The organism is Luteibacter sp. SVR4-7G (assembly GCF_056755555.1).
This window is the reverse complement of sequence record NZ_JBPGXO010000008.1, coordinates 38,755-64,366: the sequence shown is the minus strand read 5'-3', so window position 1 is coordinate 64,366 and position 25,612 is coordinate 38,755. Positions and strand designations below refer to the sequence as shown.

At 68.8% G+C, this 25,612-nt stretch carries 23 protein-coding genes; 13 read left to right on the top strand and 10 right to left on the bottom strand.

Annotation, left to right across the window (positions count from 1 at the left end):
• Positions 1 to 2 precede the first annotated feature (2 nt).
• The gene (locus tag ACR9ZH_RS04900; protein ID WP_481289631.1) at positions 3 to 971 is read left to right on the top strand and encodes a potassium channel beta subunit family protein; all 969 of its coding nucleotides are present in this window, start codon (positions 3 to 5) and stop codon (positions 969 to 971) included.
• Between the two features lie 123 nt (positions 972 to 1,094).
• On the opposite strand, the gene ACR9ZH_RS04895 is transcribed toward ACR9ZH_RS04900, so the two are convergent.
• The gene (locus tag ACR9ZH_RS04895) at positions 1,095 to 1,829 is read right to left on the bottom strand and encodes a 16S rRNA (uracil(1498)-N(3))-methyltransferase (protein WP_481289630.1); all 735 of its coding nucleotides are present in this window, start codon (positions 1,827 to 1,829) and stop codon (positions 1,095 to 1,097) included.
• 84 nt (positions 1,830 to 1,913) lie between these two features.
• Here ACR9ZH_RS04895 and ACR9ZH_RS04890 point away from each other — a divergent pair, with 84 nt between their 5' ends.
• Positions 1,914 to 2,540 carry a DsbA family protein gene (locus tag ACR9ZH_RS04890; protein WP_481289629.1) on the top strand — a complete coding sequence of 209 codons (627 nt, stop codon included), beginning with the start codon at positions 1,914 to 1,916 and terminating at the stop codon, positions 2,538 to 2,540.
• Here ACR9ZH_RS04890 and ACR9ZH_RS04885 read toward each other — a convergent pair.
• Positions 2,537 to 3,883: an adenosylmethionine--8-amino-7-oxononanoate transaminase gene (locus tag ACR9ZH_RS04885; RefSeq protein ID WP_481289628.1), complete on the bottom strand. Its 1,347-nt coding sequence runs from the start codon at positions 3,881 to 3,883 to the stop codon at positions 2,537 to 2,539. The genes ACR9ZH_RS04890 and ACR9ZH_RS04885 overlap by 4 nt on opposite strands.
• A 43-nt stretch (positions 3,884 to 3,926) precedes the next feature.
• On the opposite strand from ACR9ZH_RS04885, the gene gspN reads away from it, so the two are divergent.
• From gspN to mazG, 5 genes are read left to right on the top strand one after another with little or no spacing between them, the layout of a single operon-like run.
• Positions 3,927 to 4,700 carry a type II secretion system protein N gene (gspN, locus tag ACR9ZH_RS04880; protein WP_481289627.1) on the top strand — a complete coding sequence of 258 codons (774 nt, stop codon included), beginning with the start codon at positions 3,927 to 3,929 and terminating at the stop codon, positions 4,698 to 4,700.
• The gene (locus ACR9ZH_RS04875; protein WP_481289626.1) at positions 4,697 to 5,485 is read left to right on the top strand and encodes an inositol monophosphatase family protein; all 789 of its coding nucleotides are present in this window, start codon (positions 4,697 to 4,699) and stop codon (positions 5,483 to 5,485) included. Before gspN ends, ACR9ZH_RS04875 begins: the two co-directional genes overlap by 4 nt.
• The gene (gene nudE, locus ACR9ZH_RS04870; RefSeq protein ID WP_481289625.1) at positions 5,482 to 6,039 is read left to right on the top strand and encodes an ADP compounds hydrolase NudE; all 558 of its coding nucleotides are present in this window, start codon (positions 5,482 to 5,484) and stop codon (positions 6,037 to 6,039) included. Before ACR9ZH_RS04875 ends, nudE begins: the two co-directional genes overlap by 4 nt.
• Before the next feature lie 2 nt (positions 6,040 to 6,041).
• Positions 6,042 to 6,854 carry a 3'(2'),5'-bisphosphate nucleotidase CysQ gene (cysQ, locus tag ACR9ZH_RS04865; RefSeq protein WP_481289624.1) on the top strand — a complete coding sequence of 271 codons (813 nt, stop codon included), beginning with the start codon at positions 6,042 to 6,044 and terminating at the stop codon, positions 6,852 to 6,854.
• Positions 6,815 to 7,639, top strand: coding sequence for a nucleoside triphosphate pyrophosphohydrolase (gene mazG / locus ACR9ZH_RS04860; protein ID WP_481289676.1), 825 nt, complete (start codon positions 6,815 to 6,817; stop codon positions 7,637 to 7,639). The genes cysQ and mazG overlap by 40 nt, the downstream gene beginning before the upstream one ends.
• Positions 7,640 to 7,768: 129 nt before the next feature.
• On the opposite strand, the gene ACR9ZH_RS04855 is transcribed toward mazG, so the two are convergent.
• On the bottom strand, positions 7,769 to 8,287 hold the full coding sequence (locus tag ACR9ZH_RS04855) for a hypothetical protein (RefSeq protein WP_481289623.1): 519 nt from the start codon (positions 8,285 to 8,287) through the stop codon (positions 7,769 to 7,771).
• A 167-nt stretch (positions 8,288 to 8,454) separates the two neighbouring features.
• On the opposite strand from ACR9ZH_RS04855, the gene ACR9ZH_RS04850 reads away from it, so the two are divergent.
• Positions 8,455 to 9,228 carry a GIN domain-containing protein gene (locus ACR9ZH_RS04850; RefSeq protein WP_481289622.1) on the top strand — a complete coding sequence of 258 codons (774 nt, stop codon included), beginning with the start codon at positions 8,455 to 8,457 and terminating at the stop codon, positions 9,226 to 9,228.
• Between the two features lie 148 nt (positions 9,229 to 9,376).
• Positions 9,377 to 10,480, top strand: a complete 1,104-nt coding sequence (locus tag ACR9ZH_RS04845) for an SLC13 family permease (RefSeq protein ID WP_481289621.1) — start codon at positions 9,377 to 9,379, stop codon at positions 10,478 to 10,480.
• Positions 10,481 to 10,608: 128 nt separating this feature from the next.
• On the opposite strand, the gene ACR9ZH_RS04840 is transcribed toward ACR9ZH_RS04845, so the two are convergent.
• The 5 genes from ACR9ZH_RS04840 to ACR9ZH_RS04820 form a co-directional block, all read right to left on the bottom strand.
• Positions 10,609 to 11,892 (bottom strand): polyhydroxyalkanoate depolymerase, encoded by a 1,284-nt coding sequence (locus ACR9ZH_RS04840; RefSeq protein WP_481289620.1) that lies wholly within the window; start codon positions 11,890 to 11,892, stop codon positions 10,609 to 10,611.
• Positions 11,893 to 11,975: 83 nt separating this feature from the next.
• Positions 11,976 to 12,740 (bottom strand): class I SAM-dependent methyltransferase, encoded by a 765-nt coding sequence (locus ACR9ZH_RS04835; protein WP_481289619.1) that lies wholly within the window; start codon positions 12,738 to 12,740, stop codon positions 11,976 to 11,978.
• Positions 12,741 to 12,766: 26 nt separating this feature from the next.
• Complete coding sequence (locus ACR9ZH_RS04830) at positions 12,767 to 15,043, bottom strand: xanthine dehydrogenase family protein molybdopterin-binding subunit (RefSeq protein WP_481289618.1); 2,277 nt, start codon at positions 15,041 to 15,043, stop codon at positions 12,767 to 12,769.
• A complete protein-coding gene (locus tag ACR9ZH_RS04825) occupies positions 15,040 to 15,591 on the bottom strand; it encodes a (2Fe-2S)-binding protein (protein WP_481289617.1) in 552 nt (183 codons plus the stop codon). Before ACR9ZH_RS04825 ends, ACR9ZH_RS04830 begins: the two co-directional genes overlap by 4 nt.
• A gap of 47 nt (positions 15,592 to 15,638) precedes the next feature.
• Positions 15,639 to 16,952: an APC family permease gene (locus tag ACR9ZH_RS04820; RefSeq protein ID WP_481289616.1), complete on the bottom strand. Its 1,314-nt coding sequence runs from the start codon at positions 16,950 to 16,952 to the stop codon at positions 15,639 to 15,641.
• 149 nt (positions 16,953 to 17,101) lie between these two features.
• Between ACR9ZH_RS04820 and ACR9ZH_RS04815 the strand changes: the two genes are divergently transcribed.
• Genes ACR9ZH_RS04815 through murD form a run of 3 tightly spaced genes read left to right on the top strand, consistent with a single transcriptional unit; the run spans position 17,102 to position 22,348 of the window.
• A complete protein-coding gene (locus ACR9ZH_RS04815) occupies positions 17,102 to 19,663 on the top strand; it encodes a bifunctional aspartate kinase/diaminopimelate decarboxylase (RefSeq protein ID WP_481289675.1) in 2,562 nt (853 codons plus the stop codon).
• Positions 19,660 to 21,009, top strand: coding sequence for a UDP-N-acetyl-alpha-D-muramoyl-L-alanyl-L-glutamate epimerase (gene murL / locus ACR9ZH_RS04810; RefSeq protein ID WP_481289615.1), 1,350 nt, complete (start codon positions 19,660 to 19,662; stop codon positions 21,007 to 21,009). The genes ACR9ZH_RS04815 and murL overlap by 4 nt, the downstream gene beginning before the upstream one ends.
• A complete protein-coding gene (gene murD / locus ACR9ZH_RS04805) occupies positions 20,996 to 22,348 on the top strand; it encodes a UDP-N-acetylmuramoyl-L-alanine--D-glutamate ligase (protein WP_481289614.1) in 1,353 nt (450 codons plus the stop codon). The genes murL and murD overlap by 14 nt, the downstream gene beginning before the upstream one ends.
• Positions 22,349 to 22,758: 410 nt before the next feature.
• On the opposite strand, the gene ACR9ZH_RS04800 is transcribed toward murD, so the two are convergent.
• Both ACR9ZH_RS04800 and fliK read right to left on the bottom strand, forming a co-directional pair.
• Positions 22,759 to 23,022 (bottom strand): flagellar biosynthesis protein, encoded by a 264-nt coding sequence (locus tag ACR9ZH_RS04800; protein WP_481289613.1) that lies wholly within the window; start codon positions 23,020 to 23,022, stop codon positions 22,759 to 22,761.
• A complete protein-coding gene (gene fliK / locus ACR9ZH_RS04795) occupies positions 23,019 to 24,176 on the bottom strand; it encodes a flagellar hook-length control protein FliK (RefSeq protein ID WP_481289612.1) in 1,158 nt (385 codons plus the stop codon). Before fliK ends, ACR9ZH_RS04800 begins: the two co-directional genes overlap by 4 nt.
• A 185-nt stretch (positions 24,177 to 24,361) precedes the next feature.
• On the opposite strand from fliK, the gene tgt reads away from it, so the two are divergent.
• On the top strand, positions 24,362 to 25,492 hold the full coding sequence (gene tgt, locus ACR9ZH_RS04790; RefSeq protein WP_481289611.1) for a tRNA guanosine(34) transglycosylase Tgt: 1,131 nt from the start codon (positions 24,362 to 24,364) through the stop codon (positions 25,490 to 25,492).
• The last annotated feature ends 120 nt before the right edge of the window (positions 25,493 to 25,612 follow it).

Here is a 25,612-nt window from a genome sequence, read left to right as displayed (position 1 = left end):
CCATGGAATACCGCCGTCTCGGCTCGACCGGCCTCAAGGTCTCCGCGCTTTCCTACGGTGCATGGGTCACCTTCGGGCGCCAGGTGGGGCGTTCGGCGGCGCGCGAACTGATCGCGCTCGCCTACGACCAGGGCATCAACTTCTTCGACAACGCCGAAACCTACAACGCCGGCGATGCCGAACGGCTGATGGGCGACGTGATCGCGGACCTGCGCCTTCCCCGCGATGCGTATTGCGTCTCCAGCAAGGTGTACTTCGGTGCTACCGAACATCCGCGCCCGACCCAGCGCGGGCTCTCGCGCAAGCACGTGTTCGACGCATGCCACCAGGCGCTCGAGCGGCTCCGCGTCGATTACCTCGACATGTACTTCTGTCACCGCCCCGATCCCGAGACACCGGTCGAGGAAACGGTGCTGGCGATGGACACGCTGGTGCGCCAGGGCAAGGTGCTTTACTGGGGCACCAGCGAGTGGCCGGCGGAATCGATCGAAGAAGCGCATCGCGTGGCGCGCGAGAGGAACCTCGCCGCGCCCTCGATGGAGCAGCCGCAGTACAACCTGCTGCACCGGGAGCGCGTGGAGCAGGAATACGCGCCGCTCTACGACCGCTACGGCATGGGTACGACGATCTGGTCGCCGCTCGCCTCCGGCCTGCTCACCGGCAAGTACAACGACGGCGTGCCGGAGGATTCGCGCCTTGGCCATCCCGATTACGCGTGGCTGCGCGACGCCCTGCTGGAGAACGACGGCGCGCGCCTGAAGAGCGTGCGTGCGCTGGGGCCGATCGCGGACGACCTCGGCATCCCGATGTCGCGCCTCGCGTTGGCCTGGTGCCTGAAGAATCCGAATGTCTCGACAGTGATCCTCGGCGCGAGCAAGGCCGCGCAGCTCGAGGAGAACCTGAAGGCACTCGATGCCGTGCCGCTGCTCAACGACGAAGCGATGCGCAAAATCGCAGACGCGCTGGTGTAGGAGCGCGCCTTGCGCGCGACAGCTTTTGAGGCCGTGCCTCCAAGCTGGCCCGCCAGGTTTGGGGACTGGTGCGAAAAGCTGTCGCGCGCAAGGCGCGCTCCTACGGCGCGCCTGCGCGCGTTCTTACACGTCGCCGTAGAGTGCCTGTAGCGCCGCGATGGCGGCGAGGCCGGCGGTTTCCGTGCGCAGGATACGCGGCCCGAGCTTCAGCCCGGTGAAGCCCGAGGCCGCGAGAGCCGCGCGGTCGCGTTCGCCGAACCCGCCTTCCGGGCCGATGGCGAGGATGGCGGCGTCGGTGAGCGCGAGTTCGCCGGGACGCTTCGTACCTTCCGGCAGCAGCGCGAGCCGCACCGGCCCGCCGTGGTCAAGCGAAGCCAGCCACGTCGCGAGCGGCACGGCCGGTTCGATCGCCGGCAGGCGCGCGCGCCCCGATTGCTCGCACGCGCTCGCCGCCACCGCGCGCCAGTGCGTCAGCCGCTTCTCCGCTCGTGCCGGATCGAGCTTCACCTCGGAGCGTTCGGTGAGGATCGGCACGATGCGTGCGATGCCCAGTTCGGTCGCCTTCTGCACGATGAGGTCCATCTTCTCGCCACGTGCCACGCCCTGGGCGAGGGTCAGGGCCAGCGGCGACTCGTTTCCAGGCGCGCGGCCCGGGCCGACCGAGGCCACGACCTCGCGCTTGCCGACGCCGACCAGCGTGGCTTCGTATTCCATGCCGTCGCGGCCGGAAAACAGCACCACCGGCGCGCCGGCCTCGAGGCGCAGCACGCGGGCCACGTGTTCCCCGGCCTGGGCGGGCAGGACGACGTCGCTGCCGCTGGCGAGGGGGAAATCGACGTGGATGCGGATGGTGCGCATGGATGAGTCCTGTGTCACGGAAACCGCATTGTAGCGAGGCGCCGGGGCCGCTATCGTCCCGGAACCGCCGCGGGAGCTCCCAGCATGCCGATCGTCTGGTACTTCGACTTCATCTCCATGTTTTCCTGGCTGCAATGGCAGTCGGTCCGCGAGCTGGCGGCGCAGCGCGAAGTGACCCTGCGGCCGATCCTGTTCGGCGCCCTGTTGAAACAGATGGAGCAGCGCGGCCCCGCGGAGATTCCGCGCAAGCGCGAGTTCACCTACCGGTACGCGCAATGGCGGGCCCGCGGGGCGGGCATACCGCTGCGCTTTCCGCCTGCGCATCCGTTCAATCCGCTGCCCGCGCTGCGCCTGTGCATCGCCGCGGGCGGCACCGTGGACGCCGTCGGCGCGATCTTCGAATGGATCTGGGCGCACGGCCGTGCCGCGGACACGGCGGAAGCGCTCGAGCCCCTGGCAGCGTCGCTGGGCATCGCGGACGTGCGCGCGGCGCTGGGCGCGCCGGAAGTGAAGGCGCAGCTGCAGGCGAATTTCGAGGAAGCGATGCGCCAGCAGGTCTTCGGCGTGCCGACGCTGGCCATCGGTGACGAACTGTTCTGGGGCGCCGACGCGCATGCCTTCGCGATGGACTATCTCGCCCATCCCGGCATGTTCGCGGAGGGCGAGATGGCCCGGCTCGGCGACCTGCCGGTGGGTATCTCGCGCTTCTAGGCGACGGCTTTCGCGATGCCGGCGATCGCGGTGTCGACCATGAAGTCGATCTCCGCTTCCGTGACCACGTACGGCGGCATGAAGTACACGATGTTGCCGAGCGGCCGCAGCAGGGCGCCGTGTTCCAGTCCGTGCCGGTAGACGCGCAGTCCCCGCCGGTCGGTGGCGGGGAAGGGCGTGCGCGTGGCTTTGTCGGCGACGAGCTCGATAGCGGCGATCATGCCGGTCTGGCGCACGTCGGCCACGTGCGGATGGTGCGCGAGCGGCGCGATGCGACGTGCCATGTGCGCTGCCAGCACGCGGTTGCGCTCGAGCACGGGATCGTCGCGGAAAATCTTCAGCGTCGCGGTGGCTGCGCGGCAGGCGAGTGGGTTGCCGGTGTAGCTGTGCGAATGCAGGAAGGCCTTGCCCGCCGCGTACTCGGCATAGAACGCCGCGTACACGTCCTGCGTCGTGAGCACCGCGGACAACGGGAGGAACCCACCCGTGAGTCCCTTGGACAGGCACATGAAGTCGGGCGAGATGCCGGCCTGCTCGCAGGCGAACAGCGTGCCCGTGCGACCGAAGCCCACGGCGATCTCGTCCGCGATGAGGTGCACCTGGAACTCGTCGCAGAGCGCACGCAGGCCGGTGAGGTACGAGGGATCGTACATCCGCATGCCGCCGGCGCACTGGACCAGCGGCTCGACGATCACCGCGCAGGTTTCGTGGGCGTGACGCTCGAGGATCGCGCGCATCTCGCCCAGGCGGCGGCTCGCGATCTCCCTCGGCAACTCACCGCGCTCCCCCTCGTACGTATCCGGGGAAGGCGCGAGCTCGGGAGTCAGCAGCAGTGGCGCGTAGGTCTTGCGGTAGAGCGCCACGTCGCTGACCGAGAGCGCGCCCAGGGTCTCGCCGTGATAGCTGCCGGTCAGCGCCACGAAGCGGGTCTTCTCGCCGTGTCCGCGGTTGAGCCAGTAGTGGAAGCTCATCTTCAGCGCCACTTCGATGGCGGCCGAGCCGTTGTCGGCAAGGAACACGCGTTCGAGGCCCGGCGGCGTGATGCGCACCAGTTCCTCGGCCAGTTCCAGTGCCGGCTCGTGGGTGAAGCCGGCGAAGATCACGTGCTCGAGCTTGTCCAGCTGGTCCTTGAGGGCCGCGCCGATGCGCGGCTCCGCGTGGCCGAAGAGGTTCGTCCACCAGGAGCTGACGGCGTCGAGGTAGCGCTTGCCGTCGGCGCCGACCAGCCATGCCCCTTCGCCGCGTACGACGGGTACCATGGGCAGGGTTTCATGGTCGTGCATCTGCGTGCACGGGTGCCACAGGATGGAGAGGTCGCGCGCGACCAGCGTTTCTACGGTCATTCGCCCATGATATCCCGCCCGTATCGAGGAATGAGGTGATGGTTTGAAGTGGTTCCGCTGGATCGTCCTGGCCGTGGCCTTGCTGGTCGCTGCGGCCGGCCTGTTCTACTGGTTCCTGCCGGCCTCGGTGGCCGTGCCCCTGCTTGCGCAGCGCGCGCACGGCCTGGTCCTGGCCGACCTCTCCGGAACCGTGTGGAACGGCCGCGCGGGTCGCGTCGCCATGGTGGACGGGCGTGAGCTCGGCGTCGCCACCTGGCGGCTGGGAAGGGATGCGATCCTCGGCCATACCGATCTCGACCTGCACCTCGACGGCCGTGCCGGACGTTTCGACGGCCACCTCGAGCGCCGCGCGGACGACCGCATGACCTGGTCCGGCGTGGACTTCCGCCTGGATGCCGCGGCCCTGACCGGGTTCGGAGTGCCGGCCGATCTCATGCCCGCGGGCGTGGTGGAAGGGCGGATTCCGCGCGCGGAGCTGCAGGGCAACTGGCCGATCGTCCTCGACGCCGATATCGCCTGGCGCAAGGCCGCATTGCGTACGCCCGAGGGATATATCGGCCTTGGCGGCCTCGGCCTCAAGGCGGCGAGCGTGGGCGGCGTGCTGCGTGCCACCCTGAACGACGACGGTGAAGGCTCGCTGGCGGTGAACGCCGCGCTGGCCGCATCGCCGCTGGGCTGGCGCATCGAGGGCAGACTCGTGCCGCGTCTTTCCGACAGTGCGCTGGCGCACCTCATCGCGCGCTTCGGCGCGCCCGGCCGCGACGGCTCCGTCAACCTGCAACGCAAGGCGGGGCTGGCCCCCCAGATCGCCCCATGACCGACATTCTCGACAGGGCGCTCGGCGCCGCGCGCGACGCCGCCGGTGCGGCCGCGGAGATCATCCTGCATTACTGGCGCGCGGGCGTGGACGTGATCGTGAAAGGCGACGACACGCCGGTCACCGCCGCGGATCGCGAGGCCGAGCTCGCCATCCGCAGCATCCTCGCCCAGGCGCTACCGGGAGCCGGCATCTACGGCGAGGAATATGGCGCGGACGACACCTCGCGCGAGTACCTGTGGCTGGTCGACCCACTCGACGGTACCAAGAGTTTCGTGCGCCGCACGCCGTTCTTCTCCACGCAGATCGCGCTCATGCACCGGGGCGAACTGGTGCTCGGCGTATCCTCGGCGCCGGTGTACGGCGAACGCATGTGGGCCGTGCGTGGGCGGGGTGCCTTCCTCGACGGCGAACCCGTGCGCGTCGCGCCGACGGCGGCGCTGCGCGATGCGTCGATCTCCCTGGGCAACGTGAAGAGCCTCACCATGGATGCACGCTGGCAGGCGCTGGGCGCCATGATCCGTGCCAGCAACCGCATCCGCGGCTACGGCGATTTCTGCCATTACCACCTGCTGGCGCGTGGCGGGCTGGACCTCGTGGTCGAATCCGACGTGAGCATCCTCGACGTCGCCGCGCTCGCGGTGATCGTCCGCGAAGCGGGCGGCGTCTTCACCGATATCGACGGGGGCGCGCCGAACCTCGGCACGCGCAGCGTGCTCGCGGGCACCCCGGCCATCCACGCCGAGGCGCTCGCCCGGCTCGGCGGCGCTACAATCGGCCGATGAACAAACGCCCCATCATCCTCGCCACGCGCGATGCGCCCGACAGCCCTCTCCGCCGCGCGGAAGAGGTGGACCTGGAGTTCTCCAACGGCGAGAAGCGCACCTACCAGCGCCTGAAGGGCAGCGGTTTCGGCGCCGTGCTGATCGTCGCCATGCGCGATCCGGAAACGGTGCTGCTGGTGCGCGAATACGGCGTCGGCGTGGACCGTTACGAACTCGGCGTGCCCAAGGGCCGCCTCGACCGCGACGAAACCACCGAGCAGGGCGCGAACCGCGAACTGAAGGAAGAAGTGGGATACGGCGCGCGCAAGCTGAAGATCCTCGGCACGCTCTCCCTCTCGCCCTCGTACATGACCCACCTCGCGCACGTGGTGCTGGCCGAAGACCTCTACCCGGAACGCCTGCAAGGCGACGAGCCCGAAGAACTCGAAGTGGTGCCGTGGCGGATGGACAGGCTGCACGAGTTGCTCGCCCGCGACGACGTCACCGAAGGCCGCTCCATCGCGGCGCTGTTCATGGCCCGCGAGTACCTCGCCGGCCGCTACCACCCGGCGTGAGCGTGCCCTCCAGCCAGTGGCTCGATCCGGTCTGTGCGATCGCGCGGCGCGCGGCCGAAGAGATCCTCGCGATCTACGCGCAGGATTTCCAGGTGGTGTGCAAGGATGACGATTCGCCGGTTACCGCTGCCGATCTCGCGGCGCAGCGGGTGATCCAGGAAGGCCTGCACGCGCTCGCGCCCGGCATTCCCGTGATCTCCGAGGAAGCCCTTGCGGCACCCTGGTCGGAACGGCGCACGTGGCGTCGCTACTGGCTCGTCGATCCGCTCGACGGCACGCGCGAATTCGTCAAGCGCAACGGCGAATTCACCGTGAACATCGCGCTCGTCGAGGACCACCGCAGCGTGCTCGGCGTGGTGCTCGCGCCCGTCACCGGCGATCTCTACGCTGCCGCCGCGGGCGAGGGTGCATGGCGGCAGCGTACGCCCGATGCCGTGCGGGAGCCGCTTCACACCCGCCGCGCCGACGGCCTGCTCACCGTCACCGGAAGCCGTTCCCACGGCGCCGGGCGCACGATGGCGCTGCTTGACCGGCTCGGGGAGCACGAAACCTTTTCCCTCGGCTCCTCGCTGAAGTTCTGCGTGATCGCTCGCGGCGAAGCCGATCTCTACCTGCGCCTGGGCGCCACCTCTGAGTGGGACACGGCGGCGGCGCAGTGCGTGCTCGAGGAGGCGGGCGGCGCGGTGCTCGACCTGGCCGGCCGCCCGTTCCGCTACAACACGCGCGATTCGCTCATCAATCCCGAATTCATCGCCTGCGGCGACACGAGCATCGACTGGCCCGCGCGGCTCATCGATCCCGAGGAGGACGCGTGACACGGCACGTCGAGGAACTCATCGCGATCATGGCGCGGCTGCGCGATCCCGAGAACGGCTGCCCCTGGGACGCGCGGCAGAGCTTCGCCACCATCGCGCCGTATACGATCGAGGAAGCCTACGAGGTCGCCGACGCAATCGACCGCGGCGACATGCACGACTTGCGCGACGAGCTGGGCGACCTGCTGCTGCAGGTTGTCTTCCATGCGCGCATGGCCGAAGAAGCGGGGCAGTTCGCCTTTGGCGATGTCGTGGCATCGATCTGCGACAAGATGTTGCGGCGGCATCCGCATGTATTCGCCGAGGTGACGCATGCAAGCGATTCGGCCCGTTCGCGCGACTGGGATCGCCTGAAGGCGGAGGAGCGCGCGGCGAAGGGCTCGGAAGACCGGAGCGCGCTGGCCGGAATTTCCCGCGGCCTGCCCGAGTGGCAGCGTGCGGTGAAGCTGCAGAAACGGGCGGCGAACGTGGGCTTCGACTGGCCGGACCACCGGCCCATCCTGGACAAGCTGGCCGAAGAGCTCGAGGAAGTGCGCCACGAATTCGACAACGGCGCGGACGAGGAACGGCTGGCGGACGAGATCGGCGACGTGCTGTTCGTCGCGGCTAACCTGGCGCGCCACGCAAAGGTGGATGTGTCGCGGGCACTGCGCGGTGCGAATGCGAAATTCGAACGGCGCTTCCGGGCCATGGAAGCCCTCGCCGCAGCCGAAGGGCGTGAGCTTTCCTCTTATTCCCTGGAAGATCAGGAAGCGCTCTGGACGCGCGTGAAGCAAGAATCGTAGGAGCGCGCCTGCGCGCGACATCTTTTGAGGCCGTGAGCAACAGGCCCTGTTGCTCTCTCGCGAAAAGCTGTCGCGCGCAAGGCGCGCTCCTACAAAAAAGGCGGGGCCTTGCGGCCCCCGCCGTATTTCTTATTTCTTCGCCGCCGCGCGTTCCTGCATGCGCTGCTTGAAGGCCTGCATTTCCTCGTGGCGCTTCTGGTCCTGCGCCAGGCTCTCGTCGAGGCCCTTGCGCAGCGTGGCGATGGCGGCATCCACGTTCTGCGGCTGCATCTGCGCGCGGGCGAGGTGGCGGTACGCGTATTCGCGGACCCTCGGGTTCTGCGACTTGGCCAGGACCTCGTTGTACAGCGCCGGCAGCTCCTTGGTGCGTCCGTTCATCACATACAGGCGCTCGAGCGCGCGCAGGTTGCCGATCACGCCGGCGTCGCGCATGCCGCCGCGGCCGTGGCCCCATCCGCCGTGCTGGCCACGTTCGCGGTCGCCGCGATTCCATTTCATGCCCTGATGGTCATGGGCCTGGGCGGACTGCGCGGACTGGGCTGCCGGGGCGTTGGGGGCCTTGGGCGAGGCGTCCTGCGCGAACGCGAAGGCGGCCGAGCCGGCGAGGAGGAGGGTGGCGGCACTGGCGAGGAGGGTCTTGCGTTGCATAGGGTCGTCTCCGGGTGGGTGTTGCACGGGGGAAAACGTGCCGCCCCGGCACCGGTTGACGGACCCGTTGCCTTGCGGTCAGCTTCGCGTGAAGACGCGGGCTGCAACCTTTTGCGGGCGGCGTGCATCCACTACCGGTCTATCGTATTCATCCGAAGGGGAGACTCATGCGCAAAACGATCCTTGCCTCGCTGCTTCTGTTGCCCGCCGCCGCCATGGCCGATCCGGCCCAATGCAAGTTCCACGCGGACCGTAACCTCGACCTCGACCTGGGCGGTGTCCGTACCGTCCGTTTCGTCACGAACTCGTACGACCTTCTCGTCTCCGGTGGTGCGCCCGCCGGCAAGGGCACGGCACGCGGCAAGGCCTGCGCCTCCGACCAGGAGACCGTGGACAACCTCGTCGTCACCCAGCAGCGCGACGGCGACACCCTGGTCGTGGAGCTGAAGGACAAGCGCGAACACGGCTGGTTCGGTGGCTGGGGCAACCACTACGCCGACCTGAAGGTGGAAGCCACCATACCGGCGGGTATCCCGGTGAAGATCGACGTGGGTTCCGGCGATGCGAAGGTGCGCAATGTGGCCTCGCTCGATGCCGACGTCGGCTCGGGCGACCTCGAAGCCCACGACATCAAGGGCGCCGTGCGCGGGGCGGTGGGGTCCGGCGACTTCAAGCTGGAGAACACGGGCGACGTGGAGATCGACACCGTCGGCTCCGGCGATTTCGGTGCGAAGCATGCCGGCAGGGTGCGCATTGGCACCATCGGCTCGGGCGACGCCACCATCAGGGACGCCCAGGGCAGCGTGCAGGTCGGAACGATCGGCTCGGGCAACCTCGACGTCGACAATGTGAAGGGCGACCTCACCGTGCGCACGGTCGGCAGCGGCGACGTCAACCACCACGGCGTCACCGGCAAGGTCGACGTCCCGCGCGACGACTGATCCTGTGTAGGAGCGCGCAACGCGCGCGACATCTCTTGAGGCCATGACCTGGAGCTGGCGCGCCAGCTTCCGGAATGGCGCGAAAGGCGGTCGCGCGCAGGGCGCGCTCCTACCAGTATGATCCCGCCATCATCGGCGGGATTTTTTCATGACGTGGTTGCCCGAATCGCTGCGCCAGTTGCGCCGCGACATCCTTTTCCTCGTGCTGTCCGGCGCTGCGCTCGTGTTCGCGATCGCCATGCCGTCGCGTCTTCCGGCATGGCCCGGGCTCGTCGACTGGCCGACCATCGCCGCGCTGACCGGCCTGCTGGTGCTCACCAAGGCCGTGGAATCCAGCGGCGCGCTCGATGTCGCAGGGCACTGGTTGATCGACCGCACGTCCACGCGCCGCGTGGCCGCGCTGGGCCTGGTGGCATCCGCGGCACTCCTCTCCATGTTCCTGACGAATGACGTGGCATTGTTCGTGGTGGTGCCGCTCACCTTGCGCATGTGCCGCATCGCGCGCATGCCCGCGATGCGGATCGTGGTGTTCGAGGCGCTGGCGGTGAACGCGGGATCGATGCTCACGCCGATCGGCAACCCGCAGAACCTCTTCCTATGGCAGCAGTGGAACAACGGTTTCGGCGGCTTCGTGTGGGCGATGCTGCCGCTTTCCGCCGCGGCGCTCGTCCTGCTGCTCGCGCTCACCGCGTTCGCTTTTCCGGCCACGTCGCTGGAAGTGCACGAGCGTGTCGACGGGAACGTCGATCGCACGATGCTGCTGGTCGCCGCGTTGCTCTATGTTCCCTTCGTCGTGCTGGCCGACCTGGGCCACGTGGCATGGGGACTGCTGGGCGTGGCGATCGTTTTCCTTGCCCTGCGCCGGCGCGTCGTGGCGAGCATCGACTGGGGGCTGCTGCTCACCTTCGTGCTGATGTTCATCGACCTGCGCCTGCTGGCCGGCCTGGACATGGTGAAGTCGTTCGTCGGCGGCCTCGGCCTGCAACAGGCAGCGCATCTTTACGCGACGGGCGCGCTGGCTTCGCAGGCCGTGAGCAATGTGCCGGCCGCCATTCTCCTCGCCGAGTATTCGCACGACTGGCGCACGCTCGCCTGGGGCGTGAACGTGGGCGGGTTCGGTTTCGTGCTGGGTTCGCTGGCGAACCTCATCGCCCTGCGGCTGCTGGGCGAGCGCGGTGCCTGGAGCACGTTCCACCTCTGGTCCGTGCCGTTTTTCGTGCTCGTCGGATGCGCTGGCTGCCTGCTGCTGTAGGAGCGCGCCCTGCGCGCGACAGCTCTTCGCCCCGGTCCTGGAGCCTGCGCGCCAGCTCCAGGCCACGGCCTCAAGACATGTCGCGCGCAAGCGCGCTCCTACAGTGGCGACGTCGAGCCTGTGGCGTCTCAAGCCTTGCGGGTGCCCTGCGCGCCGGTGTTGCTGTTGCCGCGGTCGAATGCCTTGATGAAATCGCGGACGTCGGGGTAGACGACGTCGCGCCAGCGGCGGCCGCTGAAGATCCCGTAGTGGCCGGCGCCCTCGACGGTGATGTGTTTGCGGCACTTCTTCGCGATGCGCTTGCACAGGCCATGCGCGGCCTCGGTCTGGCCGAGACCGGAAATGTCGTCGAGTTCACCCTCGATGGTGAGCAGGGCGGTGTCCTTGATCTTCGCCGGACGGACCAGCTCGCCATGCACCTCCCAGGTGCCCTTGGGCAGGCGGTGCTCCTGGAACACGGTCTCGATGGTGTCGAGGTAATACTCGGCCGGCATGTCGAGCACGGCGTTGTATTCGTCGTAGAACTTGCGATGGGCCTCGGCGTCGTCGAGGTCGCCCTTGCGCAGGTTCTCGTAGAAGTCCCAGTGCGACATGACGTGGCGGCTGGGATTCATGGCGATGAACCCGGCGTGCTGGAGGAAACCCGGATACACGTCGCGCCCGGCACCCGGATACTGATATGGCACCTTGTGGATGAGCTGGTTGCGGAACCACGAGAGCGGACGCGTCGTGGCCAGGTTGTCCACGCTGGTGGGGCTCTTGCGCGTGTCGATCGGGCCGCCCATCAGTGTGAGCGTGGCCGGCGTGGGTTCGCCACGCGCCGCCATGAGCGACACCGCCGCGAGCACCGGCACGGTCGGCTGGCAGACGGAAACCACGTGCGCGCGGTGCACGCCCACGTGGCGGATGAATTCCTCGATGTACGAGACATAGTCCGCGAGCGAGAACGAGCCCTGGTCCAGCGGGATCATGCGCGCGTCGACCCAGTCGGTGATGTACACCTTGTGGTCGCGCAGCAGCGTGCGCACGGTGTCGCGCAGCAGGGTGGAGTGGTGGCCGGACAGGGGCGCCACCACCAGCACCGCGGGGTCGTGCTTCATGCGGTCCACGGTGGCCTGGTCGTCGGAGAAGCGCTTGAAGCGCTTCAGCGTGCAGAACGGCTTCGTCATGGCCACCTGTTCGACGATGGCGACGTCGTGCCCGTGGGCGTGGACGCTATGGATGTCGAACTCGGGCTTCTCGTACGCCTTGCCGAGGCGATACATCAGCTCGCAGCCTGCCGCCGCCCGGTCGGCGCCCGGCATGCGGGCGAACGGGCTGGCGATGTCGCCGAACATCTTCGCGCCCGCCTCGGCCCAGTAGGAAAGCGGGCTGAGCATCGAGCGTTGCCATTCGTGCATGAGGTAGAGCATGCAGCTGCATCCGAGACCGGGGAGTGGCGCGCATCATAACCAGTTGCGCCGCGCCATGTGTAAAGCCCCTGTTTTTGCTCGATTTAAGCGCCAGTCTTGCGGCAGACCAGCAGAACTTCGTCCACCCCGGGCGCCGGCTCGAAGCCGGGCGTGAAGGCCAGGGCCTTCTGGAAGCGCACGCCCAGCGGCATGAACACGCGGTTGTACCACCACATGGCGCGGGCCCGGCGGTGGGTCAGGAACCACTGGCCCAAGTCGAGCAGCTTCGAGGATTTCGGCTGCATGCCGTACACCGCGCTGCGTTCGATGACGAAGCCGTGGCGGGCAAGCAGGTCGCGAATCGCCTCAGGCTCGTAGCGCCGGTAATGGCCGACGAAATCGTCGAACGCGGTCCAGGCGTGCGGGTGCAGCGGCACCGAGATCAGCAGGCGCGCGCCGGGCTCGGCCACGCGGGCCAGTTCGCCAAGGGCGCCCTCGTCGTCCACCACGTGCTCGAGGATGTCGAAGGCGCAGACGAAGTCGAAGCTGGCGTCGCGGAAGGGCAGGGCGCCGATCATGGCGTTCGCCACGCGGGCCCCGTGGCGGCCCAGTTCGGCGAGCGCCGGGCGGCTGAGGTCGACGAACTGCGTGTCCGCCAGGGGCAGCCGCGGACGCAGCCCCGGGGCGACTTCGAGCCGCCGCGTGGTTTCGGCCACCAGTTCGGCCACGAGCGGCCAGGTATTGAAGCGATCGGGCGAAAAGAGCTTTGCCTCGGACCACAGGGCGTCGTAGAAGCGTTTGTTGCTGCCGATCAGGTCGGCGTCGGTCCGCTGCGCCGACGGGCCCGAGGTGAACGATGCGATGGTCATGCGGTACCTCGGAAGGACAGGAGGAGCTAGCGCAGCCGCGCCAGCTCGCGCAGCAGGGGCAGGCGCCGTATGCGCACGGCCGTGGCGCGGAACACGGCGTTGGCCAGTGCCGGCGCCGCCGACGGCACGGCGACCACGCTGGCTCCGGCGGGTTCGGCGGAAGACGGCACGATCACCGTCTCCACCTCGTACGGCATGGGCTGGGTCGCAGCCATCGGGTAGTCGCGGAAGCCGGTCTGCTGCACCTTACCGTCCTTCACCGTGATGGCGAGGTTGAGGGCGGTGGAAAGCGCATCGATCGTGGCGCCTTGCAACTGCGCCTCGAGCCCGAGCGGATTGATGACACGGCCCACGTCGGCCGCGCAGACCACGCGGCGGATGTCGATGCCGTCGGCGGTCGGCGCCACTTCGACGGCATGCGCCACATAGGCGCCGAACACGTAGGCGCAGGCGATGCCGAGGCCATTCTCGCTGCGCAGCCAGCGGCTCCAGTCGAGCTTGTCGGCGGCCAGTTTCAGCACGTTGGCCATGCGGCCCGTGTCGATGGGGCCGCCGCGCCCGTTGTAGGGCAACTGTCGCGGATCGCCGAGCAAGGCCAGGCGGAAGTCGAGCGGATTCGTCTTCGTGGCGTGCGCGAGCTCGTCGATGAAGCTTTCGCTGGCGAAGGTCGGCGTGACATGGGGCGAGCCGCGCCAGTCGCCGCGGGCAAGCCGCGACGACAACGGATACCAGTCGCTGCGGAAGTTCGGCACCAGGCCGGCCGGCAGCGCGTCTGGCACGAGCTCGGACTGCCACAGGCGGTTGTCCGGCGTACCGCGGCCGGCCGCCGCCGAGGGACTCGCCATGCGCTGGTGCCAGCCGACGATCTTTTTCCTGCGGTCCAGCGATGCATTGAGCCTGTGCACGGCCAGGGGGCGGTAAAAGTCGCGGGCGAGGTCGTCATCGCGCGTCCAGAGCAGCTTCACCGCCCGGTTGCGGATCTCGTCGGGTTTCTTCGCCAGCGCGATGGTGACGGCCTCGGCGATGTAATCCGGCTCGAGACGACGGCCGAAGCCGCCGCCGCCGCGCGGGACCTGGACGTCGATCTGCTCGGGGCGGAAGCCGGTCATGCGCTGCACCACCGTATAGACCTGGCGTGGCGACTGTGTCGCGGCGATCACCGTGATGCTCGTGCCGGGATCGAGGCGCACGACGCAGCTCGGGGTTTCCGCCGTGGCGTGCGCGACCCATGGCTGGAAATAGGTGGCTTCGAGCGCGCGCGCCGCCTTCTTGCGCACAGCGGCGATGTCGCCGTCGTTGCGCACGGTGGCGGGCGCGACGGTTTCGTCGTCGAACGCCTGGACGGCCTGCTGCTCGAGCACGGAAGCGGCCGGCTCGGGATTCGCGTCGGCCTTCCACGTGGCCTTCAGCGCCGCGCGTCCGCGCAGCGCCGACCAGGTATCGCGGGCCAGCACGGCGAGCGCGGGTGCCTGGACGCCCATGCCGGGCGGCTGGTCCGGCTGCGGCGTGAGGTCGAGGACGTCGTACACGCCCTCAACCTTCTTCGCAGCCTCGCGGTCGGCATGGTCGAGCGTGCCGCCCGGGTAGGGGCAGCGCGCGAGCACGGCGATGACCGGGTCGCCGATGCTCTCGTCGAAGGTATAGCGCAGCGTGCCGGTGACGACCGCGCGGGCGTCGACATCGCCGGCGGGCTGGCCGACGAGACGGTAGCGGTCGGGCGACTTGAGCGGCGGCGGCGTGGCCGGCGGGTCGATGGCGGCGGCAGCGGACGCCAGGTCGGCGTAGGAAAGACGCCGGCCGTCGGCGGTGACGACGATGCCGTTCTCGCCACGCAGTTGTTCCGCCGGTACGCCGAGGCGCCGCGCCGCGGCCTGCAACAGCAGCCAGCGGCCGAGCGCGCCGGCCTGGCGCAGGTCGGCCCAGGCAGCCGGAATGCTGGTGGCGTCCCCGCTGCGCTGGCGTCCGTAGATGAACTTCGGTTCGCCGTTGCCCGTGGTCACACCGAGGCCCAGGGGCTCGACGATCACGCGGGTCCAGTCCGCATCGAGTTCCTCGGCGATGATCCGCGCGAGCGAGGTGGCCGTGCCTTCGCCATTGTCCGGATCGCGGACGCCGATGAAGACACGGCCGTCCGCGGCGATGCGCAGGTAGGGACCGAGCTGCGCCCAGGCGTCGCCGAGCAGGCCGAGCGGGGGCGGACGGTCCACGGCGCCGGCCACGCCGATACCGATGATCAGCCCGCCTGCCGTGCCGGCGGCGTACTTCAGGAAGCGGCGGCGGGAAAGGCGAACCTCACCGCTCATGCCTTGCCATCCTTCATGCTGCCGGCGGCGCGCTTGATCGCCTTGCGGATGCGGCCGTAACTGCCGCAGCGGCAAAGGTTGCCGATCTTGTCGATGTCCGCGTCGGAGGGATTCGGCTGGCGCGAAAGCAGGTCCACCGCGGCCATGATCTGGCCGGGCTGGCAGTAACCGCACAGGATGGCGTCCTCGTCGATCCAGGCCTGCTGCACGGGATGCAGCTTGCCGTCGTCGCCGGCGAGGCCCTCGACCGTGGTGACGCGCTTGCCGCGCATCTTCTCCATCTTCGTCTGGCAGGCGCGCGTGGCCTTGCCGTCCACGATCACCGTGCAGAAGCCGCAATCGCCCTGGTCGCAGCCGTATTTCGCGCCCGTGAGGCGCAGCACGTCGCGCAGGTACCACAGCAGGGGCAGGCCCTCGTCGCCGGTGTGGCGATAGCGCTTGCCGTTGACGATGACGTCGATGCCCTCGCGCACCGGCTTGGCCGCGGGCTGGCCGGCCTCCTGCCGGGGGGGAACGGGTACGGGCGACGTCGGGCCTTGCTGTGCCATCTGCTTTCCTCAGGGTATCCCGGGCATTGTGGCATCCGGCCCCGGGATCAGCGAGCGACTTTACTGAACAGGCGTCGCCATACCGCGTACACGGGGAGGCCGGCGAACACCACGAGGCAGACCACGCCCGCGCTGAGCGGCTTGTCCCAGGCATACGCGACCACCACGGCGATCACCGTGAGGAGGAAGGCCAGCGGCAGCAGCGGGTAGGCGGGGGTGACGAAGGCCGGCCGTCCCTTCGCGTGGCGGCGATACCAGAACAGCGTGGCGATCGTCACCGCATACGCGGCCCAGTCGCCGAAGGTGGCGAAATCGAGCAGCTGCCCGTAATTCGCCGCGAGGACCAGCACGATGGCCCATAGCGAAAGTGCCATCAGCGCGATGTTCGGCGTGCGGTAGCGCGGGTGCAGCTTCGCCACGCTGGCGAAGAACAGGCCATCCTCACCCATTACCTGGAGCACGCGCGCGCCGGCCACGAGGGTGATGTTGCAGAAGCCCAGCGTGGAAATGGCGATGCCGATGGCGATGATCTTCGCACCGGTGTCGCCGAACACGCGGCTCATGACGTCGGCGGCGGGCGCCTGGCTGGCGGCGAGGCCGTCGTGGCCGAGGACCGCGAGGTAGGCATAGTTGGTGAGCACATACGCGGCGATCACCACCAGCATGCCGAGGACGAGGGCACGCGGCAGCGTGCGCTGCGGATCGCGCACCTCCCCGGCGAGGTTGTTGAGGTAGCTGAAGCCGGAGAACGCGAACAGCACCGGGAGCAGGGCGCCGGCAAGGCCGCCGGCCACGTGGGCGGGGCTTGGCGTGAGCGCCTGCGTGGTGCCCGCGCCGGCGAAGGCGAGGCCGGTGACCACCAGCACGGCGATGGCGGTGAGCTTGAGGATGGCGAAGACGTTCTGCACCTGCGCGCCGAAGCGGATGCCGAACAGGTTGAGCCCGGTGACGAAGACGAGCGCACCCACGGCGAGCGGCTTCACCAGCGCCGGCGACAGGCCGAATACCGAGGTGGCATAGCTGCCGAAGATCGTCGCCACGGCGGCGCTGCTGCCGCTGTAGATCACCAGCAGCATCGTCCAGCCGAAGAGGAAGCCGGCCAGCCGTCCGAAAGCCTCGCGCAGGTAGACATAGCTGCCGCCCGCCTCCGGCCGCCGGGCGCCGAGTTCGGCGTAGCAGAGGCAACCGATCAGGGTGAGCAGGCCGCCGCCCACCCAGAGGGCCAGCAGGACGAGTCCGGAGTCCGTGCGCTGCGCGGCAATCCCCGGGTTGAGGAAGATGCCGCCGCCGATAATGCCGCCTACGACGATGAGCGCGGCGTCCATGAGGGTGAGGCGTCGGGCGTAGCCTGGGTTTTCCATTAGCGCTCGCGGTGGCGGCCAAAGGGTGCAGTTTGCCTTTTTCCCATTGCGGCGCAACACTTTCTCGAATTTACCTCCCCACCAACCCAAAGAGTCCCGTGAGCGAAAACGCAAACGCGTCGTTGCCCGTCAACGCGCCCTGGATCGTCATGAAGTTCGGCGGCACCTCCGTGGCCACCGCCGCACGCTGGCGCAATATCCTCGAGCTGGCCGCCAGCCGCCGCGCCGAAGGCGCCCGCGTGCTGATCGTGGTCTCGGCCCTGTCCGGTATCACCGACGGCCTGAAACAGCTTTGCACGCACACGGAACCCAAACGCCGCTCGGAAGCGGCCTCCGCCCTGGCCGATCGCCACCATGCCCTGCTTGCGGAAATGTCGCTGGCGATGCCGGGGACGCTCGGTGCCCGGCTGGCCGACATGGCCCGCCTGGCCGAAGACGGTGCCGCCGAACTCGGCGAACTCGCCTGGCAGGCCAGCGTGCAGGCGCACGGCGAGCTGATGTCCAGCGCGCTCGGCGCGGCCTTCCTTTCCGCGAACGGCCTGGCGACCACCTGGGTCGATGCGCGCGAATGCCTGCGCTCGATCGTGTTGCCGAACCAGAACGAGCGCACGCGCCTGCTCTCGGCCATGGTGGAGCCCCGCCACGACGCCGCGTTGTCTGCCGCGCTGGCGGAACGCGGCGAGGTGTTCATCACCCAGGGCTTCATCGCGCGGGACGACGCCGGACGCACCGTGCTGCTCGGTCGCGGCGGCTCGGACACCTCCGCGGCGTACTTCGGCGCCCTCCTGGCGGCGGCGCGCGTGGAGATCTGGACCGACGTGGCCGGGATGTTCAGCGCGAACCCGCGACAGGTGGCAGGTGCGCGCCTGCTCCAGCGCCTCGATTACGAAGAGGCCCAGGAAATCGCTTCCACCGGCGCGAAGGTGCTGCATCCGCGTTGCCTCTCGCCGCTGCGCGAGCCGCGTGTGCCGCTGCTGATCAAGGACACCAACCGGCCCGAGCTGGAAGGCACGTCGATCGGTCCGGAGGTGCGCGAGCACGCGCCGAGCATCAAGGCGATCAGCGCGCGCAAGGGCATCACCCTCGTGTCCATGGAGTCGGTAGGCATGTGGCAGCAGGTCGGCTTCCTCGCCGACGTGTTCGATGCCTTCAAGCGCCACGGCCTCTCGGTGGACCTGATCGGTTCGGCGGAAACCAACGTGACCGTCTCGCTGGATCCCACCGAGAACCTGCTGGATTCCGACGCCATCGCCGCGCTCGCCGCGGACCTGGCGCGCGTGTGCCGGGTGAAGGTGATCGCGCCTTGCGCGGCGATCACCCTCGTCGGCCGCGGCATGCGTTCGATGCTGCACAAGCTCTCGGGTGTACTGGCGGAATTCGGCCAGATGCGCGTGCACCTGATCTCGCAGTCGTCGAACAACCTCAACCTGACCTTCGTGGTCGACGAAGACGTGGTGGACGACATGTTGCCTCGGCTCCATGAGTTGCTGATCGGCGCCGGTGCCCTGCGCACCGACGACAGCATGGTGTTCGGTCCTTCCTGGCAGTCGCTCTACGGCAAGGGCGAGCAGGCCGCGCCGGGGGCCGAATGGTGGCAGGGCGAACGCCCGGCGCTGCTGCGGCTTGCCGGGGAACGCACGCCGCGCTACGTCTACCACCTGCCCACGGTGCGCGCGCAGGCGCGCCGCGTGAAGTCGCTGAAGGCGGTGGATCGCGCGCATTACGCGGTGAAGGCGAACACGCATCCGGGCATCCTCAAGGTGCTCGCGGAAGAAGGCTTCGCCTTCGAGTGCGTCTCGCCGGGCGAGCTTGCCGCGGTGGCCGCCGCGGTGCCGGCCGACGTGCCGCTGCTGTTCACGCCGAACTTCGCCTCGCGCCGGGACTTCGCGGCCGCGTTGCAGACGCGCGCCACGATCACCATCGACGCGCTGCATCCCATCGAGCACTGGGGCGAGATGTTCGCCGGGCGCGATATCGTGCTCCGCGTCGACCTCGGTCGCGGCCTGGGCCACCACGAGAAGGTGAAGACCGGTGGCACCGGCAGCAAGTTCGGCGTGCCCATCGAGCACATCGACCGCTTCCTGCGTCTCGCCGACGCGGCCGGCGCGCGGGTCATCGGCCTGCATGCGCACCTCGGTTCGGGCATCCTCGATGCGGGTCACTGGGGCGAGGTGTACTCGCAGCTGGCGGCGCTGGCCGAGCGCATCGGCACCATCACCGTGCTGAACATCGGCGGCGGCCTCGGCGTGCCTTCGCATCCCGGCGAATCGCCGCTGGACATTAACGCGCTGGACCGCGTGCTTACCTCGGTGCGCCAGGCGTATCCGCAGTTCCAGCTGTGGATGGAGCCGGGCCGGTACCTGGTCGCGGATGCCGGCGTGCTGCTGGCGAAGGTGACCCAGGAGAAGGAGAAGGGCGCCAACACGCGCTATCTCGGCCTCGATACCGGCATGAACAGCCTCATCCGCCCGGCGCTGTACGACGCTTGGCACGACATCGTCAACCTGTCCCGCTACGACGAGCCGGCGACCATGATGTACCAGGTGGTCGGACCGATCTGCGAATCGGGCGACATCCTGGGCTCCGACCGCCGCCTGCCGGAATCGAAGGAAGACGACGTGATCCTCGTGGCGCAGGGCGGTGCCTATGGCGCCGTGATGTCCTCGCGTTACAACCTGCGCGACGAAGCCGACGAGGTGCTGCTGCCGTGACGGCCACGCTTACCGATCCGCGCGCGAGCAAGCGTTTCCGTTTCGTCCGTCATTCGTTCGCGGACGGCGTGGCCGAGCTTGTCTACGCCTTCGACGACGGCGGGGAGCTGATCGAGCGGGTGACCTTCCCCGGTGCGCCCGCCGTGCCCGCGGAACGTAGGGCCGCCTTCGAGGCGGCGCTGAGCCTGCTCCATCTCGTCGCCGGCGTCAGCTATTACAAGGCGGGCATTCCCGAGACCATCGTCGTCGAGGGCGAGCCGCTGGACGAGGCCACGGCGTACCTGCTGGACGCGCTCTACCTGCATGGTCTCGCCGAGTTCGCGTATCGCAACCGGCTGGACCTGCGCGGCCGCATCGCCTTTCCGTTCGAGCGGCGCACGCTCGCGCCGGCACCCGCCGTCGGCCTGCCGCAGCGTTCGCTGCTGCCGATCGGTGGCGGCAAGGATTCGGTCGTGGCGGTCGAAGCGGTGAAGTCGATCGGCGCCGACGCGACGGCGGCATGGGTGGGCAATTCGCCGCTCATCGCCGAATGCGCAGCGCGCACCGGCCTGCCGTTGCTGAACATCTCGCGTGAACTCGCGCCGGGCCTGTTCGAGTTGAATCGCCTCGGTGCGTGGAACGGGCATATCCCGGTCACCGCGATCAACTCCGTGATCCTCGCGGTGGCGGCGATCCTGTACGGCTACGATTCCATCGTGTTCGCGAACGAGCGTTCCGCCTCCGTCGCCACGCTCGAATACGAAGGGCAGGAAGTGAACCACCAGTGGAGCAAGGGCTTCGGTTTCGAGAAGACCCTGCACGACTACCTGCATGCCCACGTGGCCGCCGACCTCGACTACTGCTCGCTGCTGCGGCCGTGGTCGGAACTGGCGGTGACCAGCGCGTTCGCCAGGCTGGGCGGCGAGTACTTCAACGTATTCTCCAGCTGTAACCGCAACTTCCGTATCCTCGGCCCGAAACCGGCGGATCGCTGGTGCGGGCAGTGCCCGAAGTGCCACTTCGTGTTCCTCGCGCTGGCGCCCTTTATGGCGAAGCCGCGGCTGTTGTCGATCTTCGGCCGCAACCTGCTGGACGACGACGCGCTTGCCGGTGCGTTCGACGCCTTGCTCGAGTACAAGGACCATAAGCCGTTCGAATGCGTCGGCGAGGGTGCCGAGGCACGCGCTGCGCTGGCAGCACTGGCGGAGCGGCCGGAATGGCGCGAAGACGCGCTGGTGGCACGCTTCCGCAGCGAAATCCTTCCGCAGCTCCATCAGGGCGACCTGGCCCTGGAGCCGTGGCTGAAACCGGGCGCCTCGCATCTCGTGCCGAAGCGCCTGCTCGGAGCGCTGGATGCGCTGGGCTGAACTGCGCGGCAAGCGCATCGCCGTCTGGGGTTTCGGCCGGGAGGGGCGCGCCGCCTTGTCGGCGCTGGCCCGTCATCTGCCGGGACAGCGGGTCACCTTGTACTGCCTTCCGGGCGAAGTGGAACCGGCACGCAACGCGTTCCCCTCCGTGGGCGTGAGCGATGTCGTTCCCGATGCCGATGCGCTGGCTGCGCACGATGTGGTGATCAAGTCGCCGGGCATCTCGGCGTACAAGCCGGAACTGCTCGATGCGAAGCTACGCGGCACCCGCTTCACCTCGGGCAGCGCCCTGTGGTTCGGCCAGCATGTCGAGGCCCGCACCATCGCCGTCACCGGAACCAAGGGCAAGAGCACCACGTCCGCCCTCATCGCTCACCTGGCGCGTTCGCTCGGCGTGCGCACCGCGCTGGCGGGCAACATCGGCATGCCAATGCTCGAGCTCGACGATGCGACGGCGGAGCTCTGGGTCATCGAATTGTCGAGCTTCCAGACCGGCGAGGCGATGGGCGTCGACCTGGGCGTGGTGACCAGCCTTTACGAAGAACACCTCGACTGGCACGGGTCGCGCGAGCGCTACGTGGACGACAAGCTGAAGCTGCTCTCTGCGTCGGCCAAGGTCCTGGTGAACGCGACGCAACCGCTGTTGCTGACACGGGCGATCGATCACCCCGGCCTGCATACCTTCGGCGACAGCGCCGGGTGGCATGTGGCCGACGGGTGGATCGTCCGCGGGGAGGAGCGCATCGTCGAGGCCGCCCGCCTGTCCGCGCCGGGACTGCATAACGCCGTCAATGCCAGCGCCGCGCTCGCCGCGCTGGAGATCATGGGTTACGACGCGCGCGCCGCCGCGCCGGCGCTCGCTTCCTTCACACCGCTGCCGCATCGCCTGCAACCGCTGGGCGAGCGCGACGGCCTCGAGTGGATCAACGATTCGATCAGCACCACGCCGCTGGCCAGCCTCGCCGCCCTGGAAAGCGTCGGCGTGAAACGCACGGCTTTGCTCGTCGGCGGCCACGATCGCGGTCTGGACTGGTCGCCCTTCGTCGAGGCGATGCGTGGGCATGCGCCCGAAGCGATCGTCTGCCAGGGTGCGAACGGGCCGCGCATCGCCGACGCGCTGGAAAGCGCAGGCGTCGCCGGCGTGTACCGCGCCACCGACCTGCCGGCCGCCGTCGCGGCCGCACGTGCCGCGCTCGACGGAAGCGGCTGCGTCCTGCTATCCCCCGGCGCCCCCAGCTTCGACCAGTTCCACGATTACACCGAACGCGGCAAACGTTTCGCGGAACTCGCTGGCTTCGAGGCAAGCAGCGCGAGCATCCAGGGCCTCGGCATCGCCTGAAGCCTCCATCGTCGCCCCTGCGGAGGCAGGGGCCCAGCGACTGCACGCACACGTAGGAGCGCGCCTGCGCGCAACATCTTTTGAGGCCGAACCTCGCAAGCTGGCGCGTTGTAGGAGCGCGCCCTGCGCGCGACATCTTTTAAGGCTAAACCTCGCAAGCTGGCGCATTGTAGGAGCGCGCCCTGCGCGCGACATCTTTTAAGGCCAGACCTCGCAAGCTGGCGCATTGTAGGAGCGTGCCCTGCGCGCGACATCTTTTAAGGCCAAACCTCGCAAGCTGGCGCATGTGGGAGCACGCCCTGCGCACGCTGAGCCTTTCGCGCCAGTCCACACGCTGGCGCACTAGCTTCCAGGCTCGGCCTCAAAAGATGTCGCGCGCAAGGCGCGCTCCTACACCGGCACGGGACAGCTCAGTCTTCTACGGCCGCCAGCAAGGTGCCCACGACAGCGGCGAGCGCCGCGTAAAGCTCCGGCGGCACATCGTCGCGCAGGCGCACCGCTGCGAGCAGGGTGGCGATCTGTGGATCGAGTTGCGGCGCCAGGCCGAGCGCCTGCGCGCGCTCGAGCATCGACTTCACGCCTTCGCTGTCGATGCGCTGGCCGTTGCCGCTGCTGGTCGGCGACGCGAGGCGGAGCGTGACGCTGCGCCTCGGCGAGGGAAGGGACGGGTTCACGCGCGTGCTTCCAGCAATACCGCGCTGTAGGCGCTGGTCGGCACGGGCAGGCCGTGCATGCAGGCGAAGTGATCGAGCACCAGGCCGCTCTTTTCCAGCAGGCGGCGCAGCGATACGAATTCGTTCTCCAGGCGCGTGACCGTGGCGGCGTGCTGAGCCCACAGCCGCACCGAGACGCGCGGCACGCGCAGCTGGATTTCGCCCTGCACGGCACCGAGCGTGGGCGGGTCGATGGCGAAGCCGACCGTCCATGGGCCGTCCTGGTCGCCGGGTCCTGGCTTGCCTTCCTCGATGCGCAACTGCAGCACGTCGTAGCCACGCACGCCGGCCAGCGGGATTTCGATCATCCACAGCCCCGCCTGAGGTTGCGACTCGAGCTGAGCGATCTCGACGCGCGACAGCGCGGCGCGGGTATCGATGCGAAGCTGCCCGACGAGGCCGTCGAGGTCGTCCTCCGCGACCGGCGGCAATTCCGGTGCGCGCGACTGCGCCACCAGCGGACGCTGGGCCAACGGTGGCGGCGTGTCCGCAGTGGGACGGGGCATCGTGGCACCCGGCCGTGCGGCCGGAAGATCGGCGAGGGTGCGGCGCAGGGCGAGCAGGGCGGCCTTGAAGTCGTCAGCGGCCGGCGTCGGTTCCTTGGGCTCGGCCAGGTGGGCTTCCAGGAAGGTGCCGCTGCGGGCGATGGCTTCCTTCATGCCCGAGGGCGAACTGACGTCGGCAGGCTTGTTGATGGCGGCTTCGAGCGTAGCCAGGGCAGCGCGCAGCGGCGCCGGAAGCAGGCGCGCCACCGGCCGGCGCCCCAGCGCGGCCAGCACGCCGAGCAGCGGCGCATAGCCGTTCTGCTGCGGCAGGCGCTCGCGCAGGCCCTGCATGGCCACGCGCTCGTCCACGTTGCCGGGCAGCACCTCCAGTTGCGGCTGGGCGCCCTGGGTGAGCACGCGCACCTGGAACTGAGGAGGGAGCTGGGTACCGGAGGCATCGGCCTCCACGGTGAGGCCGCCAATCTCGAGCAGAAGCTTGCCGAGGTCGTTCTGGCCCATCACCCGCGCCGTGAGCAGGGCGCCGACCCGCCAGCTGTCCGCCGCGGCCGTGGTGCCCGCGGCCGCGCCCGCCCACAACTGGGCAGCGAGACTGGTCGGCTGGATGATCAAAGGGGATGTCCTCCCACGGCCTGGCGGGCCCCCGGATGGGCACGCTCCTGTGACTCAGGACATCGGCGGAAACTTGCGAAACTTTAGAGGGCGGGGCGGTGTGGCGGTCACTGTCGGCCGGCGGCGGTGGGGGCTTTTCTCAGCTCTTACAGGCCCCAGTGCCTGACTCACGCTAAACTAACCCAATGACCCAGCTTCCTTTTGAACTCCTCGCCACCGACGGCGAGGCACGGCGCGGCCGTCTCCGTTTCGGCCGCGGCACCGTGGAAACCCCTGCCTTCATGCCCGTGGGCACCTACGGCTCGGTGAAGGCGATGACCCCGCGCGATGTCCTCGACACGGGCGCCGAGATCATCCTCGGGAACACCTTCCACCTGTTCCTCCGTCCCGGCCTCGAGATCGTCGGCGAATTCGGCGGCCTGCACCGCTTCATCGGCTGGGACAAGCCGATTCTCACCGACTCCGGTGGTTTCCAGGTGTTCTCTCTGGCGCATAAGCGCAAGATCACCGAGGAAGGCGTCACGTTCGCATCCCCTGTGGACGGTTCGAAGGTGTTCCTGTCGCCCGAGGAGTCGATGCGGATCCAGAAGGTGCTGGATTCGGACATCGCTATGATCTTCGACGAGTGCACACCGTACCCGGCCACGGAGAAGGTGGCCTCCGACTCCATGGAGCTCAGCCTCCGCTGGGCCGAGCGCTCCCGCAAGGCTTTCGACGACCTGCGCAATCCCAACGCCCTGTTCGGCATCGTCCAGGGCAGCACCTTCGAGAACCTGCGCCGCCGCTCGGCGGAGCGGCTGGTGGAGATCGGTTTCGACGGCTATGCGGTAGGCGGCCTCGCCGTGGGCGAGCCCGAGGCGGAGCGCAACCACACGCTGGACTTCACCCTGCCCATGCTGCCCAGGGACCGCCCGCGTTACCTCATGGGCGTGGGCCGGCCCGAGGACATCGTGGAGGCCGTGCGCCGTGGCGTCGACATGTTCGACTGCGTGATGCCCACCCGGAACGCCCGCAACGGCTTCCTGTTCACGGCCGGGGGCACCCTGCGCATCCGCAACGCGAAGTTCGCCGCCGACACCCGGGTGATCGAGGAAGGCTGCGACTGCTACGCCTGTGCCAATGGTTTTTCCCGTGCGTACCTGCGCCACCTGGACCGCTGCAACGAGATCCTGGGCAGCCAGCTGGCCACGATGCACAACCTGCGACACTACCAGCGGCTGATGGCCGGGCTGCGCGGCGCCATCGAGGCCGGTAAGCTGGAGGACTTCGTGGCCGCCTTCTACGAGGCGCGCCGCAAGGCCGAAAGCGGCGGCTGAGCCGGGGAGGCTCTGTGCGGGAGCTGCTTCAGCGGCGATGGGTGCTCGCGGCAAGGGTGCCCGCTGCGCGGGATCGCCGGCGTAGCCGGCTCCCACAGGGAAAGATGCCGGCTTCCACAG